Raw genomic sequence first — 16,507 nt, forward strand, 5'->3', positions numbered from 1 at the left:
TGTGAATGACTGAATTACATTCTCTAACACCAATGTGTTATTTGTGTTATTGCAGGGATTAAATAGTTTTTTAACTAACGTAATAACTTTAGAAGCTAAAAAAATCATTATATTAATATCATGACATCGGCAAATAACGACGAACTAAAAAACCAATCCGATAACGAATTCTTAATTTTTAAAGTTTGGAGTTTCTATTATGAGCACTAACGAACGCATTCTTAGCCCCTTCACATTACCGAATGGTACTGAACTGAAAAACCGTTTGTTAATGGCCCCTATGACCACCTGTACCGGCTATTACGACGGCACCGTTACCAGTGAACTGGTGGAGTACTATCGTGCCCGTTCCGGCAGTATCGGCACCATCATTGTGGAGTGCTGCTTCGTCGACGATCTCGGCCTCGCCTTCCCGGGCGCAATCGGTATTGATAATGACGAGAAAATTGCCGGGCTGGCGAAAATCGCAGAGGCCATTAAGTCCAAAGGCTCTAAGGCGCTGCTGCAGATCTACCACGGCGGCCGCATGGTTGACCCGAAACTGATTGGCGGTCGTACCCCGGTTGGCCCGAGCGCCGTAGCTGCGCCGCGTGAAGGTGCCGCAACGCCAGTAGCTCTGACCGCTGAAGAAGTGGAAGGCATGATCGGCAAGTTTGGTGAGGCCGTGCGCCGCGCCATCCAGGCCGGTTTCGACGGCGTGGAAATCCACGGGGCGAATACCTATCTGATTCAGCAGTTTTACTCACCGAATTCAAACCAGCGCGATGACGAGTGGGGCGGCAGCCGCGATAACCGCGCGAAGTTCCCGCTGGCGGTGCTGGATATCACCCATAAGATGGTGCGCCAGTACGCGGACGACGCGTTTATTATTGGCTACCGCTTCTCCCCTGAAGAGATGGAAATCCCGGGCATCCGCTTTGACGACACCATGTACCTGCTGGAAAAGCTGGCGGCACGCGGCGTGGACTACCTGCACTTCTCCGTCGGCGCGACCCTGCGTCCTTCCATTGTCGACACCCAGGATCCCACCCCGCTTATCGAAAAATACTGCGCGATGCGTTCTGAAACGCTGGCGCAGGTTCCGGTCATGGGCGTGGGCGGCGTGGTGAATGCTTCAGACGTGAATGAAGCGCTTGACCACGGTTACGACCTGATTGCCGTGGGCCGCGCCACCATCGCTTATCCGGACTGGACAGACCGTATCGCGGCTGGCGAAAGCCTTGAGCTGTTTATGGACAGCACCAAACGCGAGGCGCTGAGCATTCCTGAACCGCTGTGGCGCTTCTCGCTGGTAGAAGCGATGATCCGCGACATGAGCATGGGCGAATCCAAATTCAAACCGGGTACCTTTGCTGAGAAAGTGCAGGATGACGCTAACGAACTGGTGATTAACGTCAGCCTGGAAACCGACCGCATTGCGGACATCGAGCTGGCCTCCGGCCCGAGTGAAGACGTTGAGTTTGTGACCAGCTTTGAAGAGATCCGTTCCCGCATTCTGGACGCTAATACCCCGCACGTGGATGCCATCACCGGCGCAACCAGCCAGAGTGAAGCAGTGAAGAAAGCGGTCTCTAAAGCGATGCTAAAATCCAGCAAAGCGCTGGCAGCGGAAGAGGGCGTTGACCCGAATGAAACCCGCAGCGTGGATGTGGTGGTTGTCGGCAGCGGCGGCGCCGGTCTGGCGGCGGCGATTCAGGCGCACGACGAAGGTGCGAGCGTGCTGATTGTCGAGAAAATGCCAACCATCGGCGGGAACACCATTAAAGCCTCCGCCGGTATGAACGCCGCTGAAACCCGCTTCCAGCGCGTGAAGGGCATTCAGGACAGCAAAGAGCTGTTCTACCAGGAAAGCCTGAAAGGCGGCGGCAACAAGAACAACCCTGAACTGCTGCGTCGCTTTGTCGAGAATGCGCCGCAGGCAATTGAGTGGCTGGCAACCCGCGGCATTATGCTAAACGACATCACCACCACCGGCGGGATGAGCATCGACCGTACTCACCGTCCAAAAGACGGTTCTGCGGTGGGCGGTTACCTGATTAGCGGCCTGGTGCGTAACGTTAACAAACGCAACATCGAGGTGATGCTGGATACCTCCGTCAGCGACATCCTCTTCGAAAACGGTGAAGTCACCGGCGTGCGCCTGACCACCGAAGAGAATGAAACCATCACCGTGGCAGCGAAAAGCGTGATTGTGGCAACCGGCGGCTTCAGCGCCAACAGCCAGATGGTTGTGAAATACCGTCCGGATCTGGAAGGGTTCGTCACCACCAACCACAAAGGGGCTACCGGCGGCGGCATCGCGCTGCTGGAGCGTATCGGGGCGGGCACTGTGGATATGGGCGAAATCCAAATTCACCCAACCGTCGAGCAGAAAACCTCGTACCTGATTTCCGAATCCATCCGCGGCGGCGGGGCGATTCTGGTCAATCAGAAAGGGGAGCGCTTCTACAACGAAATGTCGACCCGCGATAAAGTCTCGGCGTCAATCATCGCGCTGCCGGAGAAATACGCTTACATCGTCTTTGACGAGCATGTACGCGCCAAAAATAAAGCCGCGGATGAGTACATTGCCAAAGGTTTCGTGACCAGCGCTAGCTCGCCGAAAGCCCTGGCGGAAGCGCTCGGCATGGATTACCACGCTTTCCTCGCGACTCTGGAACGTTACAACGGTTTCGTTGAGAAACAGCACGATGACGATTTTGGTCGTACCACCGCGCTGCGTGCACCGATCAACGAAGGGCCGTTCTACGCCATTCAGATTGCGCCGGGCGTGCACCACACCATGGGCGGCGTGACCATCAACACCGAAACCTGCGTGCTGGACAGCAACCACAACGTGCTGCCAGGGGCGTTTGCGGCCGGTGAAGTGGTCGGCGGGATCCACGGCGGTAACCGTATCGGCGGTAACGCGGTGGCAGATATCATTATTTTTGGTACCCTTGCAGGACATCAGGCGGCTATGCGTTCGAAAAAGAGGTAAGGCACCTGCTATGTAGGCCGGATGCGCGCAGCGCTATCCGGCATTTTCCCCGGCGGCGCGGTGCTTGCCGGGGCTACATCTGAGGACTCATACCATGCCTGATAGCCATCGCGTTTACAGCTACTCCGCCGTCCTGATGGGCTCACCCATCCTCCTGAAGCTCTTCTCCCATGACGAAGCCCTCGCGTCCCGCGTGTTTCGCCTGATCAAACAGTACGAAGACCTGCTCACCGTCAACCGAGCGCACTCGCAGGTGATGGACATCAATCACGCGGCCGGTCAGCATCCGGTTACCGTCAGCCGACCGGTGTTTGAGCTGATCCGCTGTGCAAAAGCGGCAAGCCTGCTCAAGGACAGCGCCTTTAATCTGGCGATCGGTCCGCTGGTGAAGCGCTGGAAGATTGGTTTTCAGGGGGACAGCGTTCCGCCTGCCGATGAAATCGCGTCGCTGCTGGCGATGACCCGCCCAGAGGATGTTCTCCTTGATGAGGCCAGCAGCAGCGTGTTTCTGACCCGGGCGGGGATGGAGATCGATCTGGGGGCCATCGCCAAAGGCTATATCGCCGACAGGGTGCGTGATTACCTTCGTAAAGAGGGGGCTGAGCTGGGGCTGATCAACCTTGGCGGAAACATCCAGACGTTAGGCTCGCCGGAAGGCGGCTGGGGCGTGGGGCTGAAAAAACCGTTCGCCGGTGACGCGCTGATCGGCACGATGACCGTAGAGAACCTGTCCGTCGTGACGTCGGGAACGTACGAGCGCTACTTCGAACAAAACGGCAGGCGCTATCACCACATTCTCGATCCGCGCACCGGGTATCCGCTGGACAACGAACTGGACAGCGTGACGATTATTTCGAAAGACTCCATCGACGGCGATATCTGGACCACGTTGATGTACGGCATGGGCGTGGAGAAGGGCTGTGCCGCCCTGCGCGCGCGCCCCGATATTGAAGCCATCTTTGTGACCAAAACAAAAGAAGTGGTGATCTCCTCGATGCACCACTTCCGCTTTACTCTGCTGGATAACGACTACCGCGTTACTGACAGTATTGCTTGAGCAGGCCGGTTTGCTCCGGCTGGAGACGGTAGCGATACACCGGCCGGCCGGTGGCGCCGTAATGAATGCTGGTGAACAGAATATTGATTTGCGCGAGCCAAATCAGGTACTTACGGCAGGACACGCGGGAAATATTGACGGCGTTTGCCAGGTCATCGGTAGAAAACTCCGTCTCCGGGTGAGCGTCAATCCACTGGCAAATCGTGCGCAGCGTTTGCGGCGTTAACCCCTTCGGCAGCTTTTTACTGTCGGCCAGTTCCGGCGCCCCGCCGTGGATCAGCCGGTCGACGTCGGCCTGCTCATAATACTGGTGCGAACCCATCAGATTGTGCTTTGCCTTCCAGCCGTTCAGCGCCTCTTCAAAGCGGGGGAACTGGAACGGCTTGATCAGATAATCCACCACGCCGTAATGAATGGAGGTCTGGATCGTGGCGGCGTCGGCAGCGGACGAGATCATAATCACATCGATTGGGCGACCGGATGCGCGAATAACGGGCAGCAGATCCAGACCGTTATCCTGCTGCATATAGACATCCAGCAGCACCAGATCGACAGGCTGCCCGGGGTTATTAATGATGGCCTCGGCCTGGTTTAGCGTGGAGGCGACGCCGCAGCAGCTAAAACCTTCAACACGGTTGACATACAGACGGTTGAGGTCGGCTACCATGGCGTCATCATCGACAATTAATACATTTATCACGCGATATTCCTCTCGCTATCCCAGGGGATGTGAACAAAAAATTGGGTAAATACGCCTGGCTCAGACTCGACGGTGATATCGCCGCCGAGGTTCTGGATTTGCTGGCGAGCAAGGAACAGCCCAACGCCGCGGTTTTCACCTTTTGTTGAGAAGCCCTTGGTAAAAATAGACTCCAGCTGAGCGGGATCAATGCCGGGGCCATCGTCGCTGACTTCACAGCTTAGCCAGCCATTCTGATAATGCAGCAGCAGGCCGATCTCACCTTCCTGCTGTCCTTCCATCGCGTCAAGCGCGTTTTCAATGAGGTTACCCAGCGCGGTGATCAGCACCGCGACCTGCTCTTCACTCGCTGTATCCGGTATCTGGCATTCATCTGCCAGCGTCAGGGTGACGCCCGCTTCTTTCGCCCGGTTGATTTTACCCAGCAGGAACCCGGCGATAACCGGGGATTTTACCTTGCTCTGTATCGTACCGATATCCGTCTGGTAATTTTGTGCCGTCTGCAGGATGTACTCTTCCAGCTTGTCGTAGCGCTTCATGTGCAGCAGGCCCAGGATCACATGCAGTTTATTCATAAACTCGTGCGTATGGCTGCGCAGGGCGTCGACATAGTTGACCATGCCATCAATACGCTGCATCAGCTGGCTGATTTCCGTTTTATCACGGAAGGTGGTGATGGCGCCGATCACCCGATCCTGACTTTTAACGGGCACCATATTGCACAGCAACAGACGCCCGTTACAGCTGATCTCCTGATCCTGGCGCGCGACGCCCGTCTTTGAGACTTCACGCAGGCTGGCCAGCAGGGGCGCGCTGGCGTTTTCGGTCTGCTTGCCGGAGGGGAGAAGCAATATTTCTCTGGCGGTCTGGTTGATCATCGTCACCCGTCCGTGAATATCGACGGCCAGCACCCCCTCCCGAAGCGACTGTAGCATCGCCTGACGTTGTTCGAACAGGGCGGAAATTTCGTAAGGTTCGAGTCCGAACAGGATGCGTTTCAGTACCCGCACCAGGCCCCAAATTGCCATGGAGCTCATAAAAATACTGAATAAAATGGTCCAGACGGCGTTTAGCCGCCCGCGGGCAATCTGCTCTTCAACCTTATTCAGGGAGATACCGACCACCACCACGCCGATCTGCTCGTGCTGGCCGTCGTAGACGGGCGTAAAAACGCGCAGCGCTTCGGCGAGCGCGCCCCGGTTAACCGATACGTTCTCTTTGCCTTCCAGCGCGGGGGTTAAATCATCGCCGATAAAATGCAGCCCCAGCAGCGCCTCGTTCGGGTGTGAATAGCGGATCCCGCGCATATCGGTGACCACGGTGAACAGCAGATCGTTTCGTTTTGTCACCGCCTGGGCGATGGGCTGAATAATATTCTCCTGCGGTGCCTGCATCAGGCCGCGCTGTATCTCGGGGCTGTCGGCGAGGGTGCGGGCAATGCCGAGCGCAGTGTCTTTAACATCATCGCGGGTCGCCCGGGTGATTTGTACGGAGTAAAGCGCAAAGACCACCAGCAGCACAGAGGCAATAATCGCGCACACCATCAACGTGACCAGCGTGTTCAGTTTCATGGGGCGCTTGCGCGTCGAAAGGAAAGGCTGCAAATCGCTCATCAACACTCCGCGATGATTAAGAAAGGGGTAATTATCGCCGATGACGCGCTTTTCTTAAAGCCATGTAAAGGCGTGGATTTGGTCCTCTTTTCGTGACCCTCCTCGCAGGTCATCTATATAAAACACTTTATAGTGTGTGGGTACTCATAATAAGGAGGCTGTTTATGAGCATTATGCTTACCGGTTCGGTCAAGGAAAGACGGCACGCCAGCACGATGAATATTGATAGATTGTCCACGCTGGACATGCTGAAAGTCATTCACCAGGATGATGCACTCATTTCTGCTGCGATTACCCCCTGTTTACCTACTCTCGCCCGCGTGGTGGACAACGCCGCTGCGACGCTCAGCCACGGCGGTCGACTGGTCATCGTTGGCGCTGGGCCGTCAGGGCGCATTGCGCAACAGGTTGCCGATGATTATGCGCCGGGCAAAACCCCGGTGGTGGCCGTTACGGCACAAGAGGGGGAAGGGAGCTACGAGAATGGCGTTGCCGATTTGCAGGCCATCAAGTTTGGTGAACACGATATGATGCTGGCCGTGACCGTCAGCGGAAAAACGCCGTGGGTCTGGGGGGCAATGCGCCATGCGTGGTCGCTGGGTTCACCGGTCGCCATTATTACCGGTGATGCGCAAAGTGAAGCTGCACAGCTGGCGAGCATGGTTATCGCTCCGGAGCTGGGGGCCGACGTCGTCGCAGGCTATCTCAACACCAAAGCGGGGATTGCGCAGAAAATGATCCTCTCGATGATCGCCACCGGGCTGGCCGTCCGAACCGGACGGGTTTACAGCAACTTGCGGGTGGATCTTGAGGCAGGCACAACCAAATGGGCTGAACGACAAATCGCGATTGTGATGGAAGCGGGGGGATGCAGCAGGACGGAGGCAAAAGCCGCGCTGGAGAGCTGTAACCATCACTGTAAGACGGCGGTATTAATGGTGCTGACAGGGCTGGATGCGTGGAAAGCCCATGAACTGCTGGCGCAGAATAACGGGTTTATCCGCGTGGCGCTGCAGGAAGCGCCGTAATATAAAGTGAAGATATAAAAAAGGCCGCAATTGCGGCCTTTGATATTTTTGGAGATTAGAACTGGTAGGTCATGCCTACGCCAACGATGTCATCGGTGGAAATACCATTGGCTTCGTAGAAGCTATCATCGTTGTCCAGCATGTTGATTTTGTAGTCAACATAGGTAGAGAAATTCTTGTTAAAGCTGTAGGTCATACCCAGGTCGATATAGTTAACCAGGTCCATGTCGCCATGTTGACCCTGAGGGTTGCTGGCGTTGCCTGGATAAGTCATGTCCTTGCCCCTGGAGTAAACCCATGCCAGGGATGGACGCAGGCCGAAGTCGAACTGGTACTGTGCTACCGCTTCGAAGTTCTGAGTCTGATCTGCAATACCATAATCACCGTATGGCGTCATGTTGCGGGTTTCAGCATACATCATCGCCAGGTAGACGTTATTGGCATCATATTTCGCACCAATGGTCCATGCTTCTGCTGTTTTACCGCTGGCAAAGCGCGCATTATTCACCCCCGCAGCTTCTTGTGCGTTAGTACGGTCAGAAGACGAGTACGCAGCACCCAGGCTCAGGCCGGAGAGATCGCCAGAGAAGTCATAAGAGGTAGACATGCCGAAGCCGTCGCCGTTCTGGAAGCGTACGTCTTTATGACCGTTTTTCGTGCCTTCCTGATCTTCTGTTGCATCCTGGCCTTCGTTCGCGCCCTGATACTGCAGCGCGAAATTCAGCCCCTCAACCAGACCGAAGAAATCCTGGTTACGGTAGGTTGCCAGACCGTTAGCACGACCGTTCATAAAGTTATCGGTCCAGGTGTAAGAGTCACCGCCAAATACCGGCAGCATATCGGTCCAGGCTTCTACGTCATACACGACACCGTAATTACGGCCATAATCAAATAAACCGTATTCGCCATATTTCAGGCCAGCGTATGCCAGACGGTTAAAGGATTTGTCACCCGCGCCTTCGGTATCGTTAGCGTAGGTTTTGTATTCCCACTGGCCGTAACCGATCAGGTCGTTAGCGATCTGGGTTTCGCCTTTGAAACCAATCTGCACATAGGTTTCGTCACCGTCGTCGCCAGGGTTGTCAGAGAAGGTGTGACGCGCATCGACTTTGCCGTACAGGTCAACTTTGTTGCCGTTTTTGTTGTACATCTCAGCCGCATTTGCTGCGCCTGCCATTAATAACGCGGGTACCAGAATTGCCAGAACTTTTCTTTTCATTATATATTCCCTTAAAAGATAATTTATATGAATATATGTAATCACTCTCCGTAATTACAGGGTCGATACTATTCCAGAAGATGTTATTTAGTTTCAAAAATAAATGTAATTAAATTCGATGAAATATTGCTAAATATTTCTATTAATCTCTTTATTATTCAAGTGAATTAATTCATTGAATTTATATGGTGTAATTATTGTTAAGTATTTCGGAATTCTATTTTTAAATTGTTTTAATTCAGCTATTTTATATTTCACTCTCATTAAACAAACAGGACATGACGATGGAACTTGCCCGGTGGCAGCACAGATTTGAGCGCTGGCTCGAGGAAAACCACAGCACCGACGATACCGCACATGACATTTCGCATTTTCGACGGGTCTGGATGACGGCGCAAAAAATCATGGTTCACCACACGGTGGAGCCGCTGGTGATCCTGACCGCATGCTATTTTCACGATATTGTCAGCCTGCCGAAGAACCATCCCGAACGCAGCCGGTCATCAGAGCTGGCAGCACGCAAGACGGGTGACATTCTGCGCCGCGACTTCCCGGACTTTCCGCCAGAGCACGCTGCCGCCGTTGCGCACGCGATTGAGGCACACAGCTTCAGCGCCGGCATTGCGCCGCAAAGTATAGAAGCCAAAATTGTGCAGGACGCTGACCGGCTGGAAGCGTTAGGCGCTATTGGCCTGGCGCGCGTCTTTGCCATCTCGGGCGCGCTGGGCGTGCCGCTTTTTGACGCCGACGATCCCTTTGCCGATGCGCGTCCCCTCGACGACCGTGCGTTTGCCCTCGACCATTTTCAGACCAAGCTGTTGAGATTGCCTGATACAATGCAAACGGAAATGGGCCGCGAGCTGGCACGTCACAATGCCGATTTCCTGATCCAGTTTATGGCGAAACTCAGCGCCGAATTACACGGCGACTGCATCGGGCTGGATAGCCAGGTGTTGAACCGCTTCCGTCGCAGTTTGCGCAACTGAACTGTGGTAATCTGTTCCCAGTCTTTATTCTCCGGTTAAAAGAATGCAGGAAAATCGATCAGTGACAGAGCCCGCGCCCGCGCAGGCTGAGAAATCAACGGCAACGGTGCAGGCCTTACTGCGCCAGCTGTTGGATATCTATGATGCTAAAACGCTGGCCAGTCTGCTGGTGGCGCACGGCGAGAGCCACTGGAGCCCGGCGATCCTTAAACGTCTGCTGACCAGCGACCGCGCAGGGCGTCGCCTGAGCGAAGGCGAATTTCGTTATCTGCAAAACCTGCTTCCGCGTCCTTCTGCCGCGCACCCGAACTATGCCTTCCGCTTTATCGATCTGTTTGCCGGTATCGGCGGCATTCGGCACGGTTTTGAAGCCATCGGCGGCCAGTGCGTGTTTACCAGCGAGTGGAACAAACACGCCGTGCGTACCTACAAGGCGAACTGGTACTGCGATCCGCACGAGCATCATTTCAACGCGGATATCCGCGATGTCACCCTGAGCCATAAAAGCGGCGTGAGCGATGAACAGGCCGCCGAACACATTCGTCAGACGATCCCGGCGCATGATGTGCTGCTGGCCGGCTTCCCGTGTCAGCCTTTCTCGCTGGCCGGCGTCTCCAAAAAGAATGCGCTTGGACGCGCCCACGGTTTCGCCTGTGATACCCAGGGAACGCTGTTTTTTGACGTGGCGCGCATTATTGACGCCCGTCGTCCGGCCATTTTTGTACTGGAAAACGTCAAAAACTTAAAAAGCCACGACGGCGGGAAAACCTTCCGCATTATCATGCAAACGCTGGATGAGCTGGGTTATGACGTGGCCGATTCACAGGACATGGGCGCGGACGATCCCAAAATCATTGATGGGAAACATTTCCTGCCCCAGCACCGCGAACGTATCGTGCTGGTGGGTTTCCGCCGCGATCTCAATCTCAAGGGGGATTTCACCCTGCGGGATATCCCGTCTTTGTATCCCGAGCGGCGTCCTACGGTGGCCGACCTGCTGGAACCCGTCGTTGACGCGAAATTTATCCTCACCCCGGTGCTGTGGAAATACCTCTACCGCTATGCCAAGAAACATCAGGCAAAGGGTAACGGCTTCGGTTTTGGGATGGTAAACCCGAACGATCCGCACAGCGTGACCCGCACGCTGTCTGCTCGCTACTACAAAGACGGCGCGGAAATCCTGATCGACAGAGGGTGGGACAAGGCGCTGGGGGAAAAAGATTTCGACGATCCGCATAATCAGCGTCACCGTCCGCGACGCTTAACGCCGCGGGAATGCGCCCGGCTGATGGGATTTGAGACCCCGCAGGGTTATCGCTTCCGCATTCCGGTCTCGGATACCCAGGCGTACCGCCAGTTTGGTAATTCGGTGGTGGTTCCCGCGTTCGCCGCTGTGGCCAAACTGCTGGCCTCGCGCATCAGACAGGCGGTGGCGCTCCGTCAGGGTGAGGCCGTCAATGACGGATGTTCACGATAAGGCGACGCGCAGCAAAAACATGCGTGCCATCGGCACGCGTGATACCGCCATCGAAAAGCGACTGGCCGGGCTGCTGACGCAGGCGGGGTTTGATTTCCGCGTGCAGGATCCCGCGCTTGCGGGTCGCCCCGATTTCGTCATCGACGCCTGGCAGTGCATCATCTTTACCCACGGCTGTTTCTGGCACCACCACGACTGCTACCTGTTTAAAGTCCCGGCGACGCGCACTGATTTCTGGCTGGATAAGATTGGCAAGAACGTCGAGCGCGACAGGCGGGATCTGACCACGCTGCTGGCGCAGGGCTGGCGGGTGCTGATCGTCTGGGAGTGTGCGCTGAGAGGCAGATTAAAGCTGAACGATGCCGATCTGAGCGAACGGCTGGAAGAGTGGATCTGCGGCGGCGGCCAGACCGCGCAGATCGACACGCAGGGCATTCACCTGCTTACGGTTTCTCCACCTCGCAAGGGGTGACGACCGGTTTTGCCGGCAGCAGATATTTGCCCAGCGTGACCAGCACGACGGCAAACACGATGATCCCAAGAGCAATCCATTCCACAGGTGAGAGCGTTTCTCCCCCCAGTCCCGTCCCGAGCAGCACGGCCACGACCGGGTTGACGTAGGCGTAGCTGGTGGCGACAGCCGGGGAGACGTTGCGGATCAGGAACATATAGGCATTAATGGCGATGATAGAGCCAAACAGCGCCAGATACCCTACCGCGAGAAAGCCCGACAGGTCCGGCAGTGCGGTCAGCTTTTCTCCCGTCAGCGCGGAGGCCAGCAGCAGGACAATCCCCGCGGCGAGCATCTCTATCGCGCCTGCCATCATGCCGGTCGGCAGTTCGATACGCGAACCGTAGACGGAACCAAACGCCCAGCTCATCGAGCCAATCAGGATAATCACCGCGCCCCACGGATTCCCGCTCAGGTTACCGCCGCTGTTGAGCAGAACAATGCCGGCCAGGCCAATACCGATCCCCAGCCATTCCAGCTTGCGGGTGCGGATACCGAAAAGGCGGCTAAAGCAGAGGGTAAACAGCGGTACGGTGGCAACGACCACGGCGGCGATCCCGGACGGGACCTTCTGGTGCTCGGCAATCGTCACAAACCCGTTACCCACCGCCAGCAGCAGCAGGCCGATCAGGGCGGCGTTCAGCATCGGGCGCAGCGGGGGAAGCTTATGCCCGCGCAGCAGCAGGAAAGCCAGCAGCAGGATGCCCGCCGAGAGGAAGCGAATGCCCGCCATCATCAGCGGCGGCCAGCTTTCCACGCCGATGCGAATGACAAAGTAGGTTGAACCCCAGATGATGTACAGCGAAAAGAGTGCCCCGATGAGCGGTAGCAGTTGCCGGAAACGCATAATCCCTCACGACGAAATAAAAAGTTCGCTGATAGTAAACGCGAAAACTATCGCGCTGGCGAGCCCTTTAATTGTGTAGCGGATGTGAATTTTTTGTTGACGTCAGGTGCCTGTTTCCGGGTCGGCGCTTTTGCTCCATACTATTCACTTAATTACCAAAAAATGAAGGATTAAGATTTTGGCAGGAAGTAGCTTATTAACATTGCTGGATGATATTGCCACCTTACTGGACGACATTTCAGTGATGGGGAAACTGGCGGCGAAGAAAACCGCAGGCGTGCTGGGAGATGATTTATCGCTTAACGCCCAGCAGGTGAGTGGGGTAAGGGCAAACCGTGAACTGCCGGTGGTGTGGGGCGTAGCAAAAGGCTCCTTCCTGAATAAGGTGATTCTGGTGCCGCTGGCGCTGCTGATCAGCGCATTCATTCCCTGGGCCATCACGCCGTTACTGATGATTGGCGGGGCATTTCTCTGCTTCGAGGGCGTTGAGAAGGTTCTGCACTCCTTTAGCGCGCGTAAGCAGAGCGATACGCCGGAGGTGCGCCAGCAGCGTCTTGAAGCGCTGGCCGCGCAGGATCCGAAAACCTTCGAGCGCGATAAGGTCAAAGGTGCCATTCGGACCGATTTTATCCTGTCCGCGGAGATTGTCGCCATTACGCTGGGCATCGTGTCCGACGCACCGCTCCTGAATCAGGTGCTGATCCTCTCCGGCATCGCGATTCTGGTCACCGTGGGCGTGTACGGTCTGGTGGGGCTGATCGTCAAGCTGGATGATATTGGCTACTGGCTGGAGGAAAAATCGAGCGCGGTAGCAAGAGGCATCGGCAAAAGCCTGCTGGTGCTGGCCCCGTGGCTGATGAAGAGTTTGTCGGTGGTGGGCACGCTGGCGATGTTCCTCGTGGGTGGCGGAATTGTGGTTCACGGCATTGCGCCGCTGCACCATGCCGTCGAACATTTCTCCTCCACGCAGGGGGCCGTTATCGCGGCGATTCTGCCTTCGCTGCTGAATCTTGTGCTGGGCTTTATCATTGGCGCTATCGTCGTCGCGGCGGTGAAGCTGGTTGAGAAAATTCGCGGCACGTCGCACTAATTGTTACCCGCGGCAGGATGCAAAAAGACCATTCCTCGTCTAAATTGAAACAGTTTCACCCTGATACAGGAGGCAGGTATGGTCTTTTTGGTCAGTGATGAAGTTAAGCCTAAGAAGGGCGGCCCACGTATGATTGTCACCGGGTATTCCAGCGGAATGGTGGAATGTCGGTGGCACGATGGCTATAGCATCAAGCGGGAAGCATTTCGTGAAGATGAGCTTCAGCCGGGGGACGGGCAGCACAAGCGGGACAAGGCTTAATCACATAACGCCCGGCTTTGCCGGGCGTTTTTATCTCACGTACCGGGTGTAAGGCCGTCATCATGGAGTGTGTGTGCAGCGCGATACCTTTGTTGTAAGACAATCATTTTTGCAATGGCTGCATAAGCGTAGCAATCCGGGGTTGATTGTTAATCTCTGTTTTCTGGTCGTTTTGGTGTTTTCCACGCTTCTGACCTGGCGTGAGGTGGTGGTCCTCGAAGAGGCGTATATCTCCAGCCAGCGCAACCATCTGGATACGGTGGCCAGTTCGCTGGACAGGCAGTTACAGAACAGCGTGGACAGGATGCTGTTGTTCCGTCAGGGCATGCGTGATGCAATCCAGACACCGCTGGCATTTGATGCATTACAGAACGCGGTGTCACGCTTTAACACCGTCCGCACGCTCCCCACCTGGCAGCTTGCCGTTGATAAAAAACGCACCCTTCCCATTAATGGCGTTTCGGACGCGTTCGTCGAAAAAACCACGCTTCTGAATCGTGACGCCGAGCGCATCAGCCACGAAATTTCTGCCGCGCTCGAAGTGGGGTATCTGCTCAGGCTGGCGTCATCGAGAGCGCAAACGGAAGCGCGCGTGATTTACGTGTCCCGCGCCGGATTTTTCGTTTCCACGGATACACCTGACCAGGCGGGTGATATCACCTCCCGCTATTATCATCTGGTCACGCAGTCCTGGTTTACCCAGCAGTCGGAACGGAACAATCGCGCTCGCGCGGTGCGCTGGTTTATCTCTACCCCTTCATCCTGGACCAATGATGAACGTACGATCACCGCCAGCGTTCCCATCTATTTCGATCATTACTGGTACGGCGTCGTGGCGATGGATTTTACGTTGAGCACGATGCAGCGTCTGCTGGCCGATGCGACGGAAGATCGAACGGAGGGGGAGTATCAGCTGTACGATACCCGGCTCAATATGATTGCCACCTCAGCCCACGCGGAAAACGCGGTTAACCATTTTGACGAACGCGAAACGGCGCAGATTGCGCAGGCGATTGAGCACGCTACCGGCGGCGGGATCCGCCTCGGTAGCCGTTTTGTTAGCTGGGAGCGGCTCGATCACTTCGATGGCGTTGTCCTGCGGATCCACACCCTGCACGAAGGAGTGCAGGACGACTTCGGCAGCATCAGTATTGTTCTGGCGCTGCTGTGGGCGCTCTTTACCGCCATGCTGTTGATCTCATGGTTGGTGATACGTCGGATGGTGAGTAACATGTACACGCTTCAGCACTCGCTCCAGTGGCAGGCCTGGCATGACCCGCTTACCCGGCTGAATAACCGCGGCGCGCTGTTCGATCGCGCCAAATTGCTGGCGGAAACCTGTCGCCAGCTGTCGCTGCCGTTCTCGGTGATTCAGATCGATCTCGACCATTTTAAGAACATCAACGACCGCTTCGGCCATCAGGCCGGTGATAAGGTGCTATCGCATACAGCAGGACTGATTGCCAGCGCGCTACGCAAAAATGATGTGGCAGGGCGTGTAGGCGGGGAAGAGTTTTGCATCGTCCTGCCAGGGATTGGTCTGGAAGAGGCGAGAGGCGTCGCCGAGCGCATTCGCTGCCGGATCGACAGCAAGGAGATCCTGGTGAAGAAGAGCACGACTCTGCGCATCAGCGCATCGCTGGGGGTCAGCAGCGCGGATGAAGCGGGTAACTACGAGTTCGAACAGCTGCAGTCCGTGGCGGACGCCCGGCTGTACCAGGCCAAACAGTGCGGCCGTAACCGGGTCGTCTGGCGGGATTAGGACAGGAAGTGATCCAGTCCCTCCTGCCAGCCCACGGGGCCGGGCTGCCGGGTGTGATAAACCCGCCCGGGGTTATCGTCCCGTAGCGTGATGCCCTGGCGGTTAATACCCTTGATGACCACCGCGAAGTCAACGCTGTCGAGCAACGGTGCATCATTAGGGCCGTCGCCGAGCCCCAGCGTGGTGGGCTCGATCTCTTCCTGCTCGCGGTACTGCGCAATCAGCCAGTTAACCGCCACGTCCTTACCGCAGCGGGCGTCCAGAATATGCCAGAAGCGCGCTCCCTGCAGGCATTTCAGACCGCTGTGCGCCAGCTGCTCTTCAAACTGAACCAGTTTCTCGTCGGTATCGCGCCAGATGAGCGTGACGGATGCTTCATGCTTGCGGGCAAGCGCCGAACGGTAGCGCGTCAGTCCGGTCCACTCGCTAATAACGCGATCGTCCACGTCGTCAAAGGTGGTGAACTTAAAGCCCGTCTGCAGGCGAATGTGTTCGACCCGCGGGCGAATATCCCGGTGCGTCATCCCCCTGATCTGGCGCTGAACCTTCTCCCAACGCACGTCAGGCTGAATTACCGCGCCGTTCTCGGCAATAAACGGCAAGCCTTCCAGGCCCAGATCCTGCTGGATATCCAGCATCTCTGCCGCGGTCTTGCTGCAGCAGAGAATAACCGGTATCTGATTATCCAGTAGCCTGTCCAGCCAGGGCATTGCTGGCTGCCACTCATAGGTATGAATATCCAGCAACGAGCCATCCAGGTCAGAAAAAATCAGCAAGGTATCCCGCAGTGAAGGCATAGTGACTCCCGTGATAGCTGCGTTGCGCTCTAAGAAAATTCCTAAAAAATGACCGAAGTGTTAACAGGAGAAATGGGAACAGTCCCTGGCAAACCCGCATTCGGCGTATGTTATTGCTCATAACAAAAAGCATTATGTTAAAAATATTATATTCATCATAAGAATATATGCTTGTCAGA

The 16,507-nt window shown here is 55.9% G+C and carries 14 protein-coding genes; 9 read left to right on the plus strand and 5 right to left on the minus strand.

Annotated features, from left to right (window positions below):
- The first annotated feature begins 199 nt into the window (after positions 1-199).
- The gene (locus tag AC0TOY_RS09565) at positions 200-2,980 is read left to right on the plus strand and encodes a flavocytochrome c (RefSeq protein WP_473721772.1); all 2,781 of its coding nucleotides are present in this window, start codon (positions 200-202) and stop codon (positions 2,978-2,980) included.
- A 94-nt stretch (positions 2,981-3,074) separates the two neighbouring features.
- A complete protein-coding gene (locus AC0TOY_RS09570; protein WP_148769017.1) occupies positions 3,075-4,037 on the plus strand; it encodes an FAD:protein FMN transferase in 963 nt (320 codons plus the stop codon).
- Here the strand turns inward: AC0TOY_RS09570 and dcuR are convergent.
- Both dcuR and AC0TOY_RS09580 read right to left on the minus strand, forming a co-directional pair.
- Complete coding sequence (gene dcuR, locus AC0TOY_RS09575; RefSeq protein WP_023336197.1) at positions 4,018-4,737, minus strand: two-component system response regulator DcuR; 720 nt, start codon at positions 4,735-4,737, stop codon at positions 4,018-4,020. The genes AC0TOY_RS09570 and dcuR overlap by 20 nt on opposite strands.
- Positions 4,734-6,350 (minus strand): sensor histidine kinase, encoded by a 1,617-nt coding sequence (locus AC0TOY_RS09580; RefSeq protein WP_048990629.1) that lies wholly within the window; start codon positions 6,348-6,350, stop codon positions 4,734-4,736. The genes dcuR and AC0TOY_RS09580 overlap by 4 nt, the downstream gene beginning before the upstream one ends.
- Positions 6,351-6,514: 164 nt before the next feature.
- On the opposite strand from AC0TOY_RS09580, the gene AC0TOY_RS09585 reads away from it, so the two are divergent.
- Positions 6,515-7,378, plus strand: coding sequence for an N-acetylmuramic acid 6-phosphate etherase (locus tag AC0TOY_RS09585; protein ID WP_473701861.1), 864 nt, complete (start codon positions 6,515-6,517; stop codon positions 7,376-7,378).
- Between the two features lie 55 nt (positions 7,379-7,433).
- Here AC0TOY_RS09585 and ompC read toward each other — a convergent pair whose 3' ends face one another.
- Positions 7,434-8,597: a porin OmpC gene (gene ompC / locus AC0TOY_RS09590; RefSeq protein ID WP_473721773.1), complete on the minus strand. Its 1,164-nt coding sequence runs from the start codon at positions 8,595-8,597 to the stop codon at positions 7,434-7,436.
- A 284-nt stretch (positions 8,598-8,881) separates the two neighbouring features.
- On the opposite strand from ompC, the gene AC0TOY_RS09595 reads away from it, so the two are divergent.
- The 3 genes from AC0TOY_RS09595 (at position 8,882) to AC0TOY_RS09605 (ending at position 11,532) form a co-directional block, all read left to right on the plus strand.
- Positions 8,882-9,583, plus strand: coding sequence for a phosphohydrolase (locus AC0TOY_RS09595; protein ID WP_048990627.1), 702 nt, complete (start codon positions 8,882-8,884; stop codon positions 9,581-9,583).
- A gap of 61 nt (positions 9,584-9,644) precedes the next feature.
- Positions 9,645-11,060, plus strand: coding sequence for a DNA cytosine methyltransferase (locus tag AC0TOY_RS09600; protein ID WP_024909740.1), 1,416 nt, complete (start codon positions 9,645-9,647; stop codon positions 11,058-11,060).
- Positions 11,041-11,532: a very short patch repair endonuclease gene (locus tag AC0TOY_RS09605; RefSeq protein ID WP_248272605.1), complete on the plus strand. Its 492-nt coding sequence runs from the start codon at positions 11,041-11,043 to the stop codon at positions 11,530-11,532. Before AC0TOY_RS09600 ends, AC0TOY_RS09605 begins: the two co-directional genes overlap by 20 nt.
- Here AC0TOY_RS09605 and yedA read toward each other — a convergent pair.
- Complete coding sequence (yedA, locus tag AC0TOY_RS09610) at positions 11,504-12,418, minus strand: drug/metabolite exporter YedA (protein ID WP_090419716.1); 915 nt, start codon at positions 12,416-12,418, stop codon at positions 11,504-11,506. The genes AC0TOY_RS09605 and yedA overlap by 29 nt on opposite strands.
- Positions 12,419-12,596: 178 nt before the next feature.
- Between yedA and AC0TOY_RS09615 the strand changes: the two genes are divergently transcribed.
- The 3 genes from AC0TOY_RS09615 (at position 12,597) to dgcQ (ending at position 15,531) form a co-directional block, all read left to right on the plus strand.
- Positions 12,597-13,508, plus strand: coding sequence for a DUF808 domain-containing protein (locus AC0TOY_RS09615; RefSeq protein ID WP_473721774.1), 912 nt, complete (start codon positions 12,597-12,599; stop codon positions 13,506-13,508).
- Positions 13,509-13,586: 78 nt separating this feature from the next.
- Entirely contained in the window at positions 13,587-13,769 is a 183-nt protein-coding gene (locus AC0TOY_RS09620; RefSeq protein WP_008500307.1) for a YodC family protein, read from the plus strand.
- Positions 13,770-13,842: 73 nt separating this feature from the next.
- Positions 13,843-15,531, plus strand: a complete 1,689-nt coding sequence (gene dgcQ, locus AC0TOY_RS09625) for a cellulose biosynthesis regulator diguanylate cyclase DgcQ (protein ID WP_473721775.1) — start codon at positions 13,843-13,845, stop codon at positions 15,529-15,531.
- Here the strand turns inward: dgcQ and AC0TOY_RS09630 are convergent.
- Positions 15,528-16,328, minus strand: coding sequence for a mannosyl-3-phosphoglycerate phosphatase-related protein (locus AC0TOY_RS09630; RefSeq protein ID WP_473721776.1), 801 nt, complete (start codon positions 16,326-16,328; stop codon positions 15,528-15,530). The two genes, dgcQ and AC0TOY_RS09630, sit on opposite strands and share 4 nt — an antisense overlap.
- Positions 16,329-16,507: the final 179 nt, after the last annotated feature.

The organism is Enterobacter sp. PL_is379 (assembly GCF_055817355.1).